This is a genomic window from Escherichia sp. AM3 (assembly GCF_032029835.1).
GTDB lineage: Bacteria > Pseudomonadota > Gammaproteobacteria > Enterobacterales > Enterobacteriaceae > Escherichia > Escherichia coli.
Map to the genome: position 1 here is coordinate 1 of NZ_JAVUPQ010000085.1, position 15394 is coordinate 15394.

Sequence of the window (15394 nt, forward strand, 5' to 3'; positions counted from 1 at the left end):
TCGGTGGAGCTGCATGACAAAGTCATCGGGCATTATCTGAACATAAAACACTATCAATAAGTTGGAGTCATTACCTATTTGTATCTGGTTTAATTTTTACAATTTATTATGTTCAGCCATATAAAAAGAACCCGCTCTATTAAAGGCGGGTCCGGAAAGTAAACGGCTTAGCAATCAATCATTAACGCTTGATATCGCTTTTAAAGTCGCGTTTTTCATATCCTGTATACCGCTGACGCGGACGGGCAATCTTCATACCGTCACTGTGCATTTCGCTCCAGTGGGCGATCCAGCCAACGGTACGTGCCATTGCGAAAATGACGGTGAACATGGAAGACGGAATACCCATCGCTTTCAGGATGATACCAGAGTAGAAATCGACGTTCGGGTACAGTTTCTTCTCGATAAAGTACGGGTCGTTCAGCGCGATGTTTTCCAGCTCCATAGCCACTTCCAGCAGGTCATCTTTGGTGCCCAGCTCTTTCAGAACTTCATGGCAGGTTTCACGCATTACGGTGGCGCGCGGGTCGTAATTTTTGTACACGCGGTGACCGAAGCCCATCAGGCGGAAAGAATCATTTTTATCTTTCGCACGACGAACAAATTCCGGAATGTGTTTAACGGAGCTAATTTCTTCCAGCATTTTCAGCGCCGCTTCGTTAGCACCACCGTGCGCAGGTCCCCACAGTGAAGCAATACCTGCTGCGATACAGGCAAACGGGTTCGCACCCGAAGAGCCAGCGGTACGCACGGTGGAGGTAGAGGCGTTCTGTTCATGGTCAGCGTGCAGGATCAGAATACGGTCCATAGCACGTTCCAGAATCGGATTAACTTCATACGGTTCGCACGGCGTGGAGAACATCATATTCAGGAAGTTACCGGCATAGGAGAGATCGTTGCGCGGATAAACAAATGGCTGACCAATGGAATACTTGTAACACATCGCGGCCATGGTCGGCATTTTCGACAGCAGGCGGAACGCGGCAATTTCACGATGACGAGGATTGTTAACATCCAGCGAGTCGTGATAGAACGCCGCCAGCGCGCCGGTAATACCACACATGACTGCCATTGGATGTGAGTCGCGACGGAAAGCGTGGAACAGACGGGTAATCTGCTCGTGGATCATGGTATGACGGGTCACCGTAGTTTTAAATTCGTCATACTGTTCCTGAGTCGGTTTTTCACCATTCAGCAGGATGTAACAAACTTCCAGGTAGTTAGAATCGGTCGCCAGCTGATCGATCGGGAAACCGCGGTGCAGCAAAATACCTTCATCACCATCAATAAAAGTAATTTTAGATTCGCAGGATGCGGTTGAAGTGAAGCCTGGGTCAAAGGTGAACACACCTTTTGAACCGAGAGTACGGATATCAATAACATCTTGACCCAGCGTGCCTTTCAGCACATCCAGTTCAACAGCTGTGTCCCCGTTGAGGGTGAGTTTTGCTTTTGTATCAGCCATTTAAGGTCTCCTTAGCGCCTTATTACGTAAGACTGCCGGAACTTAAATTTGCCTTCGCACATCAACCTGGCTTTACCCGTTTGTTATTTGGCTCGCCGCTCTGTGAAAGAGGGGAAAACCTGGGTACAGAGCTCTGGGCGCTTGCAGGTAAAGGATCCATTGATGACGAATAAATGGCGAATCAAGTACTTAGCAATCCGAATTATTAAACTTGTCTACCACTAATAACTGTCCCGAATGAATTGGTCAATACTTCCACACTGTTACATAAGTTAATCTTAGGTGAAATACCGACTTCATAACTTTTACGCATTATATGCTTTTCCTGGTAATGTTTGTAACAACTTTGTTTAATGATTGTCAAATTAGATGATTAAAAATTAAATAAATGTTGTTATCGTGACCTGGATCACTGTTCAGGATAAAACCCGACAAACTATATGTAGGTTAATTGTAATGATTTTGTGAACAGCCTATACTGCCGCCAGGTCTCCGGAACACCCTGCAATCCCGAGCCACCCAGCGTTGTAACGTGTCGTTTTCGCATCTGGAAGCAGTGTTTTGCATGACGCGCAGTTATAGAAAGGACGCTGTCTGACCCGCAAGCAGACCGGAGGAAGGAAATCCCGACGTCTCCAGGTAACAGAAAGTTAACCTCTGTGCCCGTAGTCCCCAGGGAATAATAAGAACAGCATGTGGGCGTTATTCATGATAAGAAATGTGAAAAAACAAAGACCTGTTAATCTGGACCTACAGACCATCCGGTTCCCCATCACGGCGATAGCGTCCATTCTCCATCGCGTTTCCGGTGTGATCACCTTTGTTGCAGTGGGCATCCTGCTGTGGCTTCTGGGTACCAGCCTCTCTTCCCCTGAAGGTTTCGAGCAAGCTTCCGCGATTATGGGCAGCTTCTTCGTCAAATTTATCATGTGGGGCATCCTTACCGCTCTGGCGTATCACGTCGTCGTAGGTATTCGCCACATGATGATGGATTTTGGCTATCTGGAAGAAACATTCGAAGCGGGTAAACGCTCCGCCAAAATCTCCTTTGTTATTACTGTCGTGCTTTCACTTCTCGCAGGAGTCCTCGTATGGTAAGCAACGCCTCCGCATTAGGACGCAATGGCGTACATGATTTCATCCTCGTTCGCGCTACCGCTATCGTCCTGACGCTCTACATCATTTATATGGTCGGTTTTTTCGCTACCAGTGGCGAGCTGACATATGAAGTCTGGATCGGTTTCTTCGCCTCTGCGTTCACCAAAGTGTTCACCCTGCTGGCGCTGTTTTCTATCTTGATCCATGCCTGGATCGGCATGTGGCAGGTGTTGACCGACTACGTTAAACCGCTGGCCTTGCGCCTGATGCTGCAACTGGTGATTGTCGTTGCTCTGGTGGTTTACGTGATTTATGGATTCGTTGTGGTGTGGGGTGTGTGATGAAATTGCCAGTCAGAGAATTTGATGCAGTTGTGATTGGTGCCGGTGGCGCAGGTATGCGCGCGGCGCTGCAAATTTCCCAGAGCGGTCAAACCTGTGCGCTGCTCTCTAAAGTCTTCCCGACCCGTTCCCATACCGTTTCTGCGCAAGGCGGCATTACCGTTGCGCTGGGTAATACCCATGAAGATAACTGGGAATGGCATATGTACGACACCGTAAAAGGTTCGGACTATATCGGTGACCAGGACGCGATTGAATATATGTGTAAAACCGGGCCGGAAGCGATTCTGGAACTCGAACACATGGGCCTGCCGTTCTCGCGTCTTGATGATGGTCGTATCTATCAACGTCCGTTTGGCGGTCAGTCGAAAAACTTCGGCGGCGAGCAGGCGGCACGCACTGCGGCAGCAGCTGACCGTACCGGTCACGCACTGTTGCATACCCTTTATCAGCAGAACCTGAAAAACCACACCACTATTTTCTCCGAGTGGTATGCGCTGGATCTGGTGAAAAACCAGGATGGCGCGGTGGTGGGTTGTACTGCACTGTGCATCGAAACTGGTGAAGTGGTTTATTTCAAAGCCCGCGCTACCGTGCTGGCGACTGGCGGGGCAGGGCGTATTTATCAGTCCACCACTAACGCCCACATTAACACTGGCGACGGCGTCGGCATGGCTATCCGCGCAGGCGTACCGGTGCAGGATATGGAAATGTGGCAGTTCCACCCGACCGGTATTGCCGGTGCGGGCGTACTGGTCACCGAAGGTTGCCGTGGTGAAGGCGGTTATCTGCTGAACAAACATGGCGAACGCTTTATGGAGCGTTATGCGCCGAACGCCAAAGACCTGGCGGGCCGTGACGTGGTGGCGCGTTCCATCATGATTGAAATCCGTGAAGGTCGCGGCTGTGATGGTCCGTGGGGGCCACATGCGAAACTGAAACTCGACCACCTGGGTAAAGAAGTTCTCGAATCCCGTCTGCCGGGTATTCTGGAACTCTCCCGTACCTTCGCTCACGTTGATCCGGTGAAAGAGCCGATTCCGGTTATCCCAACCTGTCACTACATGATGGGTGGTATTCCGACCAAAGTGACCGGTCAGGCGCTGACGGTGAACGAGAAAGGCGAAGATGTGGTTGTTCCGGGGCTGTTTGCCGTTGGTGAAATCGCTTGTGTATCGGTACACGGCGCTAACCGTCTGGGCGGCAACTCGCTGCTGGACCTGGTGGTCTTTGGTCGCGCAGCGGGTCTGCATCTGCAAGAGTCTATCGCCGAGCAGGGCGCATTGCGCGATGCCAGCGAGTCTGATGTTGAAGCATCTCTGGATCGTCTGAACCGCTGGAACAATAATCGTAACGGTGAAGATCCGGTGGCGATTCGTAAAGCGCTGCAAGAATGTATGCAGCATAACTTCTCGGTCTTCCGTGAAGGTGATGCGATGGCGAAAGGGCTTGAGCAGTTGAAAGTTATCCGCGAGCGTCTGAAAAATGCCCGTCTGGATGACACTTCCAGCGAGTTCAACACCCAGCGCGTTGAGTGCCTGGAACTGGATAACCTGATGGAAACGGCGTATGCAACGGCTGTTTCTGCCAACTTCCGTACCGAAAGCCGTGGCGCGCATAGCCGCTTCGACTTCCCGGATCGTGATGATGAAAACTGGCTGTGCCACTCCCTGTATCTGCCAGAGTCGGAATCCATGACGCGCCGAAGCGTCAACATGGAACCGAAACTGCGCCCGGCATTCCCGCCGAAGATTCGTACTTACTAATGCGGAGACAGGAAAATGAGACTCGAGTTTTCAATTTATCGCTATAACCCGGATGTTGATGATGCTCCGCGTATGCAGGATTACACCCTGGAAGCGGAAGAAGGTCGCGACATGATGTTGCTGGATGCGCTTATCCAGCTGAAAGAGAAAGATCCCAGCCTGTCGTTCCGCCGCTCCTGCCGTGAAGGTGTGTGCGGTTCCGACGGTCTGAACATGAACGGCAAGAATGGTCTGGCCTGTATTACCCCGATTTCGGCACTCAACCAGCCGGGCAAGAAGATTGTGATTCGCCCGCTGCCAGGTTTACCGGTGATCCGCGATTTGGTGGTAGACATGGGACAATTCTATGCGCAATATGAGAAAATTAAGCCTTACCTGTTGAATAATGGACAAAATCCGCCAGCTCGCGAGCATTTACAGATGCCAGAGCAACGCGAAAAACTCGACGGGCTGTATGAATGTATTCTCTGCGCATGTTGTTCAACCTCTTGTCCGTCTTTCTGGTGGAATCCCGATAAGTTTATCGGCCCGGCAGGCTTGTTAGCGGCATATCGTTTCCTGATCGATAGCCGTGATACCGAGACTGACAGCCGCCTCGACGGTTTGAGCGATGCATTCAGTGTATTCCGCTGTCACAGCATCATGAACTGCGTCAGTGTATGTCCGAAGGGGCTGAACCCGACGCGCGCCATCGGCCATATCAAGTCGATGTTGTTGCAACGTAATGCGTAATTAAATGTTGATGCCGGGGAAATCCCCCGGCTATTCAGGAAATCTTTAAAAACTGCCCCTGACACTAAGACAGTTTTTAAAGGTTCCTTCGCGAGCCACTACGTAGACAAGAGCTCGCAAGTGAACCCCGGCACGCACATCACTGTGCGTGGTAGTATCCACGGCGAAGTAAGCATAAAAAAGATGCTTAAGGGATCACGATGCAGAACAGCGCTTTGAAAGCCTGGTTGGACTCTTCTTACCTCTCTGGCGCAAACCAGAGCTGGATAGAACAGCTCTATGAAGACTTCTTAACCGATCCTGACTCGGTTGACGCTAACTGGCGTTCGACGTTCCAGCAGTTACCTGGTACGGGAGTCAAACCGGATCAATTCCACTCTCAAACGCGTGAATATTTCCGCCGCCTGGCGAAAGACGCTTCACGTTACTCTTCAACGATCTCCGACCCTGACACCAATGTGAAGCAGGTAAAAGTCCTGCAGCTCATTAACGCATACCGCTTCCGTGGTCACCAGCATGCGAATCTCGATCCGCTGGGACTGTGGCAGCAAGATAAAGTGGCCGATCTGGATCCGTCTTTCCACGATCTGACCGAAGCAGACTTCCAGGAGACCTTCAACGTCGGTTCATTTGCCAGCGGCAAAGAAACCATGAAACTCGGCGAGCTGCTGGAAGCCCTCAAGCAAACCTACTGCGGCCCGATTGGTGCCGAGTATATGCACATCACCAGCACCGAAGAAAAACGCTGGATCCAACAGCGTATCGAGTCTGGTCGCGCGACTTTCAATAGCGAAGAGAAAAAACGCTTCTTAAGCGAACTGACCGCCGCTGAAGGCCTTGAACGTTACCTCGGCGCAAAATTCCCTGGCGCAAAACGCTTCTCGCTGGAAGGCGGTGACGCGTTAATCCCGATGCTTAAAGAGATGATCCGCCACGCTGGCAACAGCGGCACCCGCGAAGTGGTTCTCGGGATGGCGCACCGTGGTCGTCTGAACGTGCTGGTGAACGTGCTGGGTAAAAAACCGCAAGACTTGTTCGACGAGTTCGCCGGTAAACATAAAGAACACCTCGGCACGGGTGACGTGAAATACCACATGGGCTTCTCGTCTGACTTCCAGACCGATGGCGGCCTGGTGCACCTGGCGCTGGCGTTTAACCCGTCTCACCTTGAGATTGTAAGCCCGGTAGTTATCGGTTCTGTTCGTGCCCGTCTGGACAGACTTGATGAGCCGAGCAGCAACAAAGTGCTGCCAATCACCATCCACGGTGACGCCGCAGTGACCGGGCAGGGTGTGGTTCAGGAAACTCTGAACATGTCGAAAGCGCGTGGTTATGAAGTTGGCGGTACGGTACGTATCGTTATCAACAACCAGGTTGGTTTCACCACCTCTAATCCGCTGGATGCTCGTTCTACACCGTACTGTACTGATATCGGTAAGATGGTTCAGGCACCGATTTTCCACGTTAACGCGGATGATCCGGAAGCCGTTGCCTTTGTGACCCGTCTGGCGCTCGATTTCCGTAACACCTTTAAACGTGATGTCTTCATCGACCTGGTGTGCTACCGCCGTCACGGCCACAACGAAGCCGACGAGCCGAGCGCAACCCAGCCGCTGATGTATCAGAAAATCAAAAAACATCCGACGCCGCGCAAAATCTATGCTGACAAGCTGGAGCAGGAAAAAGTGGCGACGCTGGAAGATGCCACCGAGATGGTTAACCTGTACCGCGATGCGCTGGATGCTGGCGATTGCGTAGTGGCAGAGTGGCGTCCGATGAACATGCACTCTTTCACCTGGTCGCCGTATCTCAACCACGAATGGGACGAAGAGTACCCGAACAAAGTTGAGATGAAGCGCCTGCAGGAACTGGCTAAACGCATCAGCACGGTGCCGGAAGCGGTTGAAATGCAGTCTCGCGTTGCCAAAATTTATGGCGATCGCCAGGCGATGGCTGCCGGTGAGAAACTGTTCGACTGGGGCGGCGCGGAAAACCTCGCTTACGCCACGCTGGTTGACGAAGGCATTCCGGTTCGCCTGTCGGGTGAAGACTCCGGTCGCGGTACCTTCTTCCACCGCCACGCGGTGATCCACAACCAGTCTAACGGTTCCACTTACACGCCGCTGCAACACATCCATAACGGCCAGGGCGCGTTCCGTGTCTGGGACTCCGTACTGTCTGAAGAAGCAGTGCTGGCGTTTGAATACGGTTATGCCACCGCAGAACCACGCACTCTGACTATCTGGGAAGCGCAGTTCGGTGACTTCGCCAACGGTGCGCAGGTGGTTATCGACCAGTTCATCTCCTCTGGCGAACAGAAATGGGGCCGGATGTGTGGTCTGGTGATGTTGCTGCCGCACGGTTATGAAGGGCAGGGGCCGGAGCACTCCTCCGCGCGTCTGGAACGTTATCTGCAACTTTGTGCTGAGCAAAACATGCAGGTGTGCGTACCGTCTACCCCGGCACAGGTTTACCACATGCTGCGTCGTCAGGCGCTGCGCGGGATGCGTCGTCCGCTGGTCGTGATGTCGCCGAAATCCCTGCTGCGTCATCCGCTGGCGGTTTCCAGCCTCGAAGAACTGGCGAACGGCACCTTCCTGCCAGCCATCGGTGAAATCGACGAGCTTGATCCGAAGGGTGTGAAGCGCGTAGTGATGTGTTCTGGTAAGGTTTATTACGACCTGCTGGAACAACGTCGTAAGAACAATCAACACGATGTCGCCATTGTGCGTATCGAGCAACTCTACCCGTTCCCGCATAAAGCGATGCAGGAAGTGTTGCAGCAGTTTGCTCACGTCAAGGATTTTGTCTGGTGCCAGGAAGAGCCGCTCAACCAGGGCGCATGGTACTGCAGCCAGCATCATTTCCGTGAAGTGATTCCGTTTGGGGCTTCTCTGCGTTATGCAGGCCGCCCGGCCTCCGCCTCTCCGGCGGTAGGGTATATGTCCGTTCACCAGAAACAGCAACAAGATCTGGTTAATGACGCGCTGAACGTCGAATAAATAAAGGATACACAATGAGTAGCGTAGATATTCTGGTCCCTGACCTGCCTGAATCCGTAGCCGATGCCACCGTCGCAACCTGGCATAAAAAACCCGGCGACGCAGTCGTACGTGATGAAGTGCTGGTAGAAATCGAAACTGACAAAGTGGTACTGGAAGTACCGGCATCAGCAGACGGCATTCTGGATGCGGTTCTGGAAGATGAAGGTACAACGGTAACGTCTCGTCAGATCCTTGGTCGCCTGCGTGAAGGCAACAGCGCCGGTAAAGAAACCAGCGCCAAATCTGAAGAGAAAGCGTCCACTCCGGCGCAACGCCAGCAGGCGTCTCTGGAAGAGCAAAACAACGATGCGTTAAGCCCGGCGATCCGTCGCCTGCTGGCTGAACACAATCTCGACGCCAGCGCCATTAAAGGCACCGGTGTGGGTGGTCGTCTGACTCGTGAAGATGTGGAAAAACATCTGGCGAAAGCCCCGGCGAAAGAGTCTGCTCCGGCAGCGGCTGCTCCGGCGGCGCAACCGGCTCTGGCTGCACGTAGTGAAAAACGTGTCCCGATGACTCGCCTGCGTAAGCGTGTGGCAGAGCGTCTGCTGGAAGCGAAAAACTCCACCGCCATGCTGACCACGTTCAACGAAGTCAACATGAAGCCGATTATGGATCTGCGTAAGCAGTACGGTGAAGCGTTTGAAAAACGCCACGGCATCCGTCTGGGCTTTATGTCCTTCTACGTGAAAGCGGTGGTTGAAGCCCTGAAACGTTACCCGGAAGTGAACGCTTCTATCGACGGCGATGACGTGGTTTACCACAACTATTTCGACGTCAGCATGGCGGTTTCTACGCCGCGCGGCCTGGTGACGCCGGTTCTGCGTGATGTCGATACCCTCGGCATGGCAGACATCGAGAAGAAAATCAAAGAGCTGGCAGTCAAAGGCCGTGACGGCAAGCTGACCGTTGAAGATCTGACCGGTGGTAACTTCACCATCACCAACGGTGGTGTGTTCGGTTCCCTGATGTCTACGCCGATCATCAACCCGCCGCAGAGCGCAATTCTGGGTATGCACGCTATCAAAGATCGTCCGATGGCGGTGAATGGTCAGGTTGAGATCCTGCCGATGATGTACCTGGCGCTGTCCTACGATCACCGTCTGATCGATGGTCGCGAATCCGTGGGCTTCCTGGTAACGATCAAAGAGTTGCTGGAAGATCCGACGCGTCTGCTGCTGGACGTGTAGTAGTTTAAGTTTCACCTGCACTGTAGACCGGATAAGGCATTATCGCCTTCTCCGGCAATTGAAGCCTGATGCGACGCTGACGCGTCTTATCAGGCCTACGGGACCACCAATGTAGGTCGGATAAGGCGCTAGCGCCGCATCCGACAAGCGATGCCTGATGTGACGGTTAACGTGTCTTATCAGGCCTACGGGGACCACCAATGTAGGTCGGATAAGGCGCAAGCGCCGCATCCGACAAGCGATGCCTGATGTGACGTTTAACGTGTCTTATCAGGCCTACGGGTGACCGACAATGCCCGGAAGCGATACGAAATATTCGGTCTACGGTTTAAAAGATAACGATTACTGAAGGATGGACAGAACACATGAACTTACATGAATATCAGGCAAAACAACTTTTTGCCCGCTATGGCTTACCAGCACCGGTGGGTTATGCCTGTACTACTCCGCGCGAAGCAGAAGAAGCCGCTTCAAAAATCGGTGCCGGTCCGTGGGTAGTGAAATGTCAGGTTCACGCTGGTGGCCGCGGTAAAGCGGGCGGTGTGAAAGTTGTAAACAGCAAAGAAGACATCCGTGCTTTTGCAGAAAACTGGCTGGGCAAGCGTCTGGTAACGTATCAAACAGATGCCAATGGCCAACCGGTTAACCAGATTCTGGTTGAAGCAGCGACCGATATCGCTAAAGAGCTGTATCTCGGTGCCGTTGTTGACCGTAGTTCCCGTCGTGTGGTCTTTATGGCCTCCACCGAAGGCGGCGTGGAAATCGAAAAAGTGGCGGAAGAAACTCCGCACCTGATCCATAAAGTTGCGCTTGATCCGCTGACTGGCCCGATGCCGTATCAGGGACGCGAGCTGGCGTTCAAACTGGGTCTGGAAGGTAAACTGGTTCAGCAGTTCACCAAAATCTTCATGGGCCTGGCGACCATTTTCCTGGAGCGCGACCTGGCGTTGATCGAAATCAACCCGCTGGTCATCACCAAACAGGGCGATCTGATTTGCCTCGACGGCAAACTGGGCGCTGACGGCAACGCACTGTTCCGCCAGCCTGATCTGCGCGAAATGCGTGACCAGTCGCAGGAAGATCCGCGTGAAGCACAGGCTGCACAGTGGGAACTGAACTACGTTGCGCTGGACGGTAACATCGGTTGTATGGTTAACGGCGCAGGTCTGGCGATGGGTACGATGGACATCGTTAAACTGCACGGCGGCGAACCGGCTAACTTCCTTGACGTTGGCGGCGGCGCAACCAAAGAACGTGTAACCGAAGCGTTCAAAATCATCCTCTCTGACGACAAAGTGAAAGCCGTTCTGGTTAACATCTTCGGCGGTATCGTTCGTTGCGACCTGATCGCTGACGGTATCATCGGCGCGGTAGCAGAAGTGGGTGTTAACGTACCGGTCGTGGTACGTCTGGAAGGTAACAACGCCGAACTCGGCGCGAAGAAACTGGCTGACAGCGGCCTGAATATTATTGCAGCAAAAGGTCTGACGGATGCAGCTCAGCAGGTTGTTGCCGCAGTGGAGGGGAAATAATGTCCATTTTAATCGATAAAAACACCAAGGTTATCTGCCAGGGCTTTACCGGTAGCCAGGGGACTTTCCACTCAGAACAGGCCATTGCATACGGCACTAAAATGGTTGGTGGCGTAACTCCAGGTAAAGGCGGCACTACCCACCTCGGCCTGCCGGTGTTCAACACCGTGCGTGAAGCTGTTGCTGCTACTGGCGCTACCGCTTCTGTTATCTACGTACCAGCACCGTTCTGCAAAGACTCCATTCTGGAAGCCATCGACGCAGGCATCAAACTGATTATCACCATCACTGAAGGCATCCCGACGCTGGATATGCTGACTGTGAAAGTGAAACTGGACGAAGCAGGCGTTCGTATGATCGGCCCGAACTGCCCAGGCGTTATCACTCCGGGTGAATGCAAAATCGGTATCCAGCCGGGTCACATTCACAAACCGGGTAAAGTGGGTATCGTTTCCCGTTCCGGTACACTGACCTATGAAGCGGTTAAACAGACCACGGATTACGGTTTCGGTCAGTCGACCTGTGTCGGTATCGGCGGTGACCCGATCCCTGGCTCTAACTTTATCGACATTCTCGAAATGTTCGAAAAAGATCCGCAGACCGAAGCGATCGTGATGATTGGTGAGATCGGCGGTAGCGCTGAAGAAGAAGCGGCAGCGTACATCAAAGAGCACGTTACCAAGCCAGTTGTGGGCTACATTGCTGGTGTGACTGCGCCGAAAGGCAAACGTATGGGCCACGCGGGTGCCATCATTGCCGGTGGGAAAGGGACTGCGGATGAGAAATTCGCTGCTCTGGAAGCCGCAGGCGTGAAAACCGTTCGCAGCCTGGCGGATATCGGTGAAGCACTGAAAACTGTTCTGAAATAAATATCTGTAATAAGAAATAGCCCTCGCCGCTTCCCTCTACAGGAATGGCGAAGGGCTGTCGGTTTCGACATGGTTGGCCATCGTATGATGGCCTTTTTTGTGCTTATCGCGATGATTTTCGCTGCGCTATCAGGGTAAATTTATAGTCATCGGTATTAAAAGCGTTGCGGCTATATTCAAACACCCGACCATCAACTAAATATCCACGCGATACTTTTTCAAGAATCGGCTTTGTCTGGCTGATATTAAGCAGACGGCTCATCTCTTCGGTTGGCATCAGAGGAATGATTTCCTGTTCGCTACGCTCGATAACCATTTTCTTCACTTCTTCAATAAAGTGATATTTCGAATTTTCCATGACCTGCCAGGTGAGATCCGGGAACAACGCAAGCGGCATCCAGGTTTCTTCCAGCGCCATTGGCTTTTGCTTGCGATAGCGCACGCGCTTCACATGCCACACACGATCCTGCGCGGTGATTTGTAGCTGTTGCTGAAGAAAATTGTCAGCCGGAATCACTTCAAATATCAGGACTTCACTGTGTGTATCGACGTGACGGTCCGACAGTTTTTCATCAAAATTGGTTAACTGAAAAATATCGTAATTGACCCGCTCTTCTTTGACGTAAGTCCCGCTGCCCTGAATGCTTTCGAGGATCTGCTGCTCGACTAGCTGGCGCAAAGCCTGACGCACCGTAACCCGGCTGACGCCAAACTCTGTTTGTAATGCAGATTCGGTAGGTAACGCATCGCCAGGTTTAAGCTCCCCACGCGCAATTTGCTCACGAATGCGATCGGCAATCTGCCGGTATAAGGGTTTGTGTCCCATTTTTAGTATCTCATTAATACGAATTTAGCCATTATGCCCGATAAATTCATCCTGTAAATAATACAAATACAATACAAATAATTTCAATCAAGTGAAATTGATCACATAATGGTATTGTTTTATCGGGCACGCTGGCGCGACTATAAAAACGATCAAGTGAGGATCATGATGAATCTGACGACTCTGACCCACCGCGATGCGTTGTGTCTGAATGCGCGCTTTACCAGCCGTGAAGAGGCCATCCACGTGTTGACTCAACGTCTTGCTGCTCTGGGGAAAATTTCCAGTACTGAGCAATTTCTGGAAGAAGTGTATCGCCGTGAAAGCCTTGGCCCGACCGCCTTAGGTGAAGGGTTGGCTGTGCCGCATGGCAAAACTGCTGCGGTAAAAGAAGCGGCGTTTGCGGTCGCCACACTCAGCGAGCCACTTCAGTGGGAAGGCGTTGATGGCCCGGAAGCAGTTGATTTAGTGGTGCTGCTGGCGATTCCCCCCAATGAAGCGGGTACTACGCATATGCAACTGCTGACAGCGCTGACCACGCGCCTTGCGGATGATGAGATTCGGGCGCGTATACAGTCGGCGACGACGCCTGATGAGTTGCTCTCGGCGCTGGATGACAAGGGAGGCACGCAACCTTCTGCCTCTTTTTCCAACGCGCCAACTATCGTCTGCGTAACGGCCTGTCCGGCGGGTATTGCTCACACCTATATGGCTGCGGAATATCTGGAAAAAGCCGGACGCAAACTCGGCGTAAATGTTTACGTTGAAAAACAAGGCGCTAACGGCATTGAAGGGCGTTTAACGGCGGATCAACTCAATAGTGCAACCGCCTGTATTTTTGCGGCTGAAGTCGCCATCAAGGAGAGTGAGCGTTTTAATGGCATTCCCGCGCTTTCAGTGCCTGTTGCCGAGCCGATTCGCCATGCAGAAGCGTTGATCCAACAAGCGCTTACCCTCAAGCGTAGCGATGAGACGCGTACCGTACAGCAAGATACGCAACCGGTGAAAAGTGTCAAAACGGAGCTGAAACAGGCACTGTTGAGCGGAATCTCTTTTGCCGTACCGTTGATTGTCGCGGGGGGCACGGTGCTGGCGGTCGCGGTATTACTGTCGCAAATCTTCGGGCTACAAGATCTGTTTAATGAAGAAAACTCCTGGCTGTGGATGTACCGCAAGCTGGGCGGCGGGCTGCTCGGAATTTTGATGGTACCGGTGCTCGCGGCCTATACCGCCTATTCTCTGGCAGATAAACCGGCGTTAGCGCCAGGCTTTGCGGCTGGACTTGCCGCCAACATGATCGGCTCCGGGTTTCTCGGCGCGGTCGTTGGCGGATTGATAGCCGGTTACTTGATGCGCTGGGTGAAAAATCACTTGCGTCTTAGCAGTAAATTCAATGGATTCCTGACTTTTTATCTCTACCCGGTGCTCGGTACGTTGGGAGCGGGCAGTCTGATGCTGTTTGTGGTGGGGGAACCTGTCGCCTGGATCAATAACTCGCTTACCGCCTGGCTGAACGGTCTGTCAGGAAGTAACGCGCTGTTGCTGGGTGCCATTCTCGGTTTTATGTGTTCCTTTGACCTTGGAGGGCCAGTGAATAAAGCCGCTTATGCATTCTGCCTGGGCGCAATGGCGAACGGCGTTTACGGCCCGTATGCCATTTTCGCCTCCGTCAAAATGGTTTCGGCATTTACCGTAACCGCTTCCACGATGCTCGCACCGCGCCTGTTTAAAGAGTTTGAAATTGAGACCGGGAAATCCACCTGGCTGTTAGGGCTGGCAGGTATTACCGAAGGGGCGATCCCGATGGCGATTGAAGATCCGCTGCGGGTTATTGGTTCGTTTGTGCTGGGCTCTATGGTAACGGGCGCTATTGTCGGTGCGATGAATATCGGCCTTTCGACACCCGGTGCCGGCATTTTCTCGCTCTTTTTACTTCATGATAATGGCGCGGGCGGTGTTATGGCGGCAATTGGCTGGTTTGGCGCGGCATTGGTGGGGGCTGCAATCTCGACTGCAATTCTCCTGATGTGGCGGCGTCACGCGGTTAAGCATGGCAACTATCTGACTGATGGCGTAATGCCATAAACAAAAAGGAAACGACGATGAAAGCAGTATCTCGCGTTCACATCACCCCGCATATGCACTGGGATCGAGAGTGGTATTTCACCACCGAAGAGTCACGTATTCTGCTGGTCAATAATATGGAAGAGCTCCTGTGCCGACTGGAACAGGACAACGAATACAAATATTACGTACTCGACGGGCAAACGGCGATCCTCGAAGATTATTTCGCGGTGAAACCGGAAAACAAAGACCGTGTGAAGAAACAGGTAGAAGCCGGCAAGTTGATTATCGGCCCCTGGTATACCCAGACCGATACCACGATTGTTTCTGCGGAATCCATCGTCCGTAATCTGATGTACGGAATGCGTGACTGCCTCGCGTTTGGCGAGCCGGGTAATGACTCCAACTTATTGATAGTGTTTTATGTTCAGATAATGCCCGATGACTTTGTCATGCAGCTCCACCGA

Annotated in this window: 14 protein-coding genes and 1 pseudogene; 11 read left to right on the top strand and 4 right to left on the bottom strand. The window is 52.5% G+C overall.

The genetic code is table 11. From position 1 onward, the window contains the following. Positions 1 to 60: IS1 family transposase (locus RTW80_RS31570; protein WP_071528444.1), on the top strand; the 60-nt coding region annotated here is incomplete at its 5' end. A gap of 121 nt (positions 61 to 181) precedes the next feature. Here RTW80_RS31570 and gltA read toward each other — a convergent pair. Beyond that, complete coding sequence (gltA, locus tag RTW80_RS20600; RefSeq protein ID WP_032248091.1) at positions 182 to 1465, bottom strand: citrate synthase; 1284 nt, start codon at positions 1463 to 1465, stop codon at positions 182 to 184. A 205-nt stretch (positions 1466 to 1670) separates the two neighbouring features. Continuing rightward, entirely contained in the window at positions 1671 to 1778 is a 108-nt protein-coding gene (locus tag RTW80_RS20605) for a hypothetical protein (protein WP_001305582.1), read from the bottom strand. Positions 1779 to 2158: 380 nt separating this feature from the next. Here RTW80_RS20605 and sdhC point away from each other — a divergent pair, with 380 nt between their 5' ends. The 8 genes from sdhC (at position 2159) to sucD (ending at position 12037) form a co-directional block, all read left to right on the top strand. Next, positions 2159 to 2563 (top strand): succinate dehydrogenase cytochrome b556 subunit, encoded by a 405-nt coding sequence (sdhC, locus tag RTW80_RS20610; protein WP_000263347.1) that lies wholly within the window; start codon positions 2159 to 2161, stop codon positions 2561 to 2563. Further along, positions 2557 to 2904, top strand: coding sequence for a succinate dehydrogenase membrane anchor subunit (gene sdhD, locus RTW80_RS20615; protein WP_000254365.1), 348 nt, complete (start codon positions 2557 to 2559; stop codon positions 2902 to 2904). The genes sdhC and sdhD overlap by 7 nt, the downstream gene beginning before the upstream one ends. Then, the gene (gene sdhA / locus RTW80_RS20620; protein WP_000775540.1) at positions 2904 to 4670 is read left to right on the top strand and encodes a succinate dehydrogenase flavoprotein subunit; all 1767 of its coding nucleotides are present in this window, start codon (positions 2904 to 2906) and stop codon (positions 4668 to 4670) included. Before sdhD ends, sdhA begins: the two co-directional genes overlap by 1 nt. 15 nt (positions 4671 to 4685) lie before the next feature. Next, positions 4686 to 5402: a succinate dehydrogenase iron-sulfur subunit SdhB gene (gene sdhB / locus RTW80_RS20625; RefSeq protein ID WP_001235263.1), complete on the top strand. Its 717-nt coding sequence runs from the start codon at positions 4686 to 4688 to the stop codon at positions 5400 to 5402. 200 nt (positions 5403 to 5602) lie between these two features. Next, complete coding sequence (gene sucA / locus RTW80_RS20630; protein WP_001181473.1) at positions 5603 to 8404, top strand: 2-oxoglutarate dehydrogenase E1 component; 2802 nt, start codon at positions 5603 to 5605, stop codon at positions 8402 to 8404. A 14-nt stretch (positions 8405 to 8418) separates the two neighbouring features. Next, positions 8419 to 9636: a 2-oxoglutarate dehydrogenase complex dihydrolipoyllysine-residue succinyltransferase gene (odhB, locus tag RTW80_RS20635; RefSeq protein WP_000099823.1), complete on the top strand. Its 1218-nt coding sequence runs from the start codon at positions 8419 to 8421 to the stop codon at positions 9634 to 9636. 365 nt (positions 9637 to 10001) lie between these two features. Beyond that, positions 10002 to 11168 (top strand): ADP-forming succinate--CoA ligase subunit beta, encoded by a 1167-nt coding sequence (sucC, locus tag RTW80_RS20640; protein WP_001048602.1) that lies wholly within the window; start codon positions 10002 to 10004, stop codon positions 11166 to 11168. Then, on the top strand, positions 11168 to 12037 hold the full coding sequence (sucD, locus tag RTW80_RS20645) for a succinate--CoA ligase subunit alpha (protein WP_000025458.1): 870 nt from the start codon (positions 11168 to 11170) through the stop codon (positions 12035 to 12037). The genes sucC and sucD overlap by 1 nt, the downstream gene beginning before the upstream one ends. A 103-nt stretch (positions 12038 to 12140) precedes the next feature. Here sucD and mngR read toward each other — a convergent pair whose 3' ends face one another. Then, positions 12141 to 12863 (bottom strand): mannosyl-D-glycerate transport/metabolism system transcriptional repressor MngR, encoded by a 723-nt coding sequence (mngR, locus tag RTW80_RS20650; protein ID WP_124064062.1) that lies wholly within the window; start codon positions 12861 to 12863, stop codon positions 12141 to 12143. 168 nt (positions 12864 to 13031) lie between these two features. Here mngR and mngA point away from each other — a divergent pair, with 168 nt between their 5' ends. Together mngA and RTW80_RS20660 are read left to right on the top strand one after the other, a co-directional pair. Next, a complete protein-coding gene (mngA, locus tag RTW80_RS20655) occupies positions 13032 to 14948 on the top strand; it encodes a PTS 2-O-a-mannosyl-D-glycerate transporter subunit IIABC (RefSeq protein WP_001300489.1) in 1917 nt (638 codons plus the stop codon). Between the two features lie 17 nt (positions 14949 to 14965). Next, positions 14966 to 15283 (top strand): annotated as a pseudogene (locus RTW80_RS20660) (alpha-mannosidase); the annotation flags it as partial. 51 nt (positions 15284 to 15334) lie between these two features. Here RTW80_RS20660 and RTW80_RS31575 read toward each other — a convergent pair. After that, on the bottom strand, positions 15335 to 15391 hold the full coding sequence (locus RTW80_RS31575) for an IS1 family transposase (RefSeq protein ID WP_003032489.1): 57 nt from the start codon (positions 15389 to 15391) through the stop codon (positions 15335 to 15337). Positions 15392 to 15394: the final 3 nt, after the last annotated feature.

Excerpts from the sequence above, each read along its gene's own strand:
- gltA (WP_032248091.1), bottom strand. The coding sequence starts at position 1,465 with ATGGCTGATACAAAAGCAAAACTCACCCTCAACGGGGACACAGCTGTT.
- RTW80_RS20605 (WP_001305582.1), bottom strand. The coding sequence starts at position 1,778 with ATGCGTAAAAGTTATGAAGTCGGTATTTCACCTAAGATTAACTTATGT.
- sdhC (WP_000263347.1), top strand. The coding sequence starts at position 2,159 with ATGTGGGCGTTATTCATGATAAGAAATGTGAAAAAACAAAGACCTGTT.
- sdhD (WP_000254365.1), top strand. The coding sequence starts at position 2,557 with ATGGTAAGCAACGCCTCCGCATTAGGACGCAATGGCGTACATGATTTC.
- sdhA (WP_000775540.1), top strand. The coding sequence starts at position 2,904 with ATGAAATTGCCAGTCAGAGAATTTGATGCAGTTGTGATTGGTGCCGGT.
- sdhB (WP_001235263.1), top strand. The coding sequence starts at position 4,686 with ATGAGACTCGAGTTTTCAATTTATCGCTATAACCCGGATGTTGATGAT.
- sucA (WP_001181473.1), top strand. The coding sequence starts at position 5,603 with ATGCAGAACAGCGCTTTGAAAGCCTGGTTGGACTCTTCTTACCTCTCT.
- odhB (WP_000099823.1), top strand. The coding sequence starts at position 8,419 with ATGAGTAGCGTAGATATTCTGGTCCCTGACCTGCCTGAATCCGTAGCC.
- sucC (WP_001048602.1), top strand. The coding sequence starts at position 10,002 with ATGAACTTACATGAATATCAGGCAAAACAACTTTTTGCCCGCTATGGC.
- sucD (WP_000025458.1), top strand. The coding sequence starts at position 11,168 with ATGTCCATTTTAATCGATAAAAACACCAAGGTTATCTGCCAGGGCTTT.
- mngR (WP_124064062.1), bottom strand. The coding sequence starts at position 12,863 with ATGGGACACAAACCCTTATACCGGCAGATTGCCGATCGCATTCGTGAG.
- mngA (WP_001300489.1), top strand. The coding sequence starts at position 13,032 with ATGAATCTGACGACTCTGACCCACCGCGATGCGTTGTGTCTGAATGCG.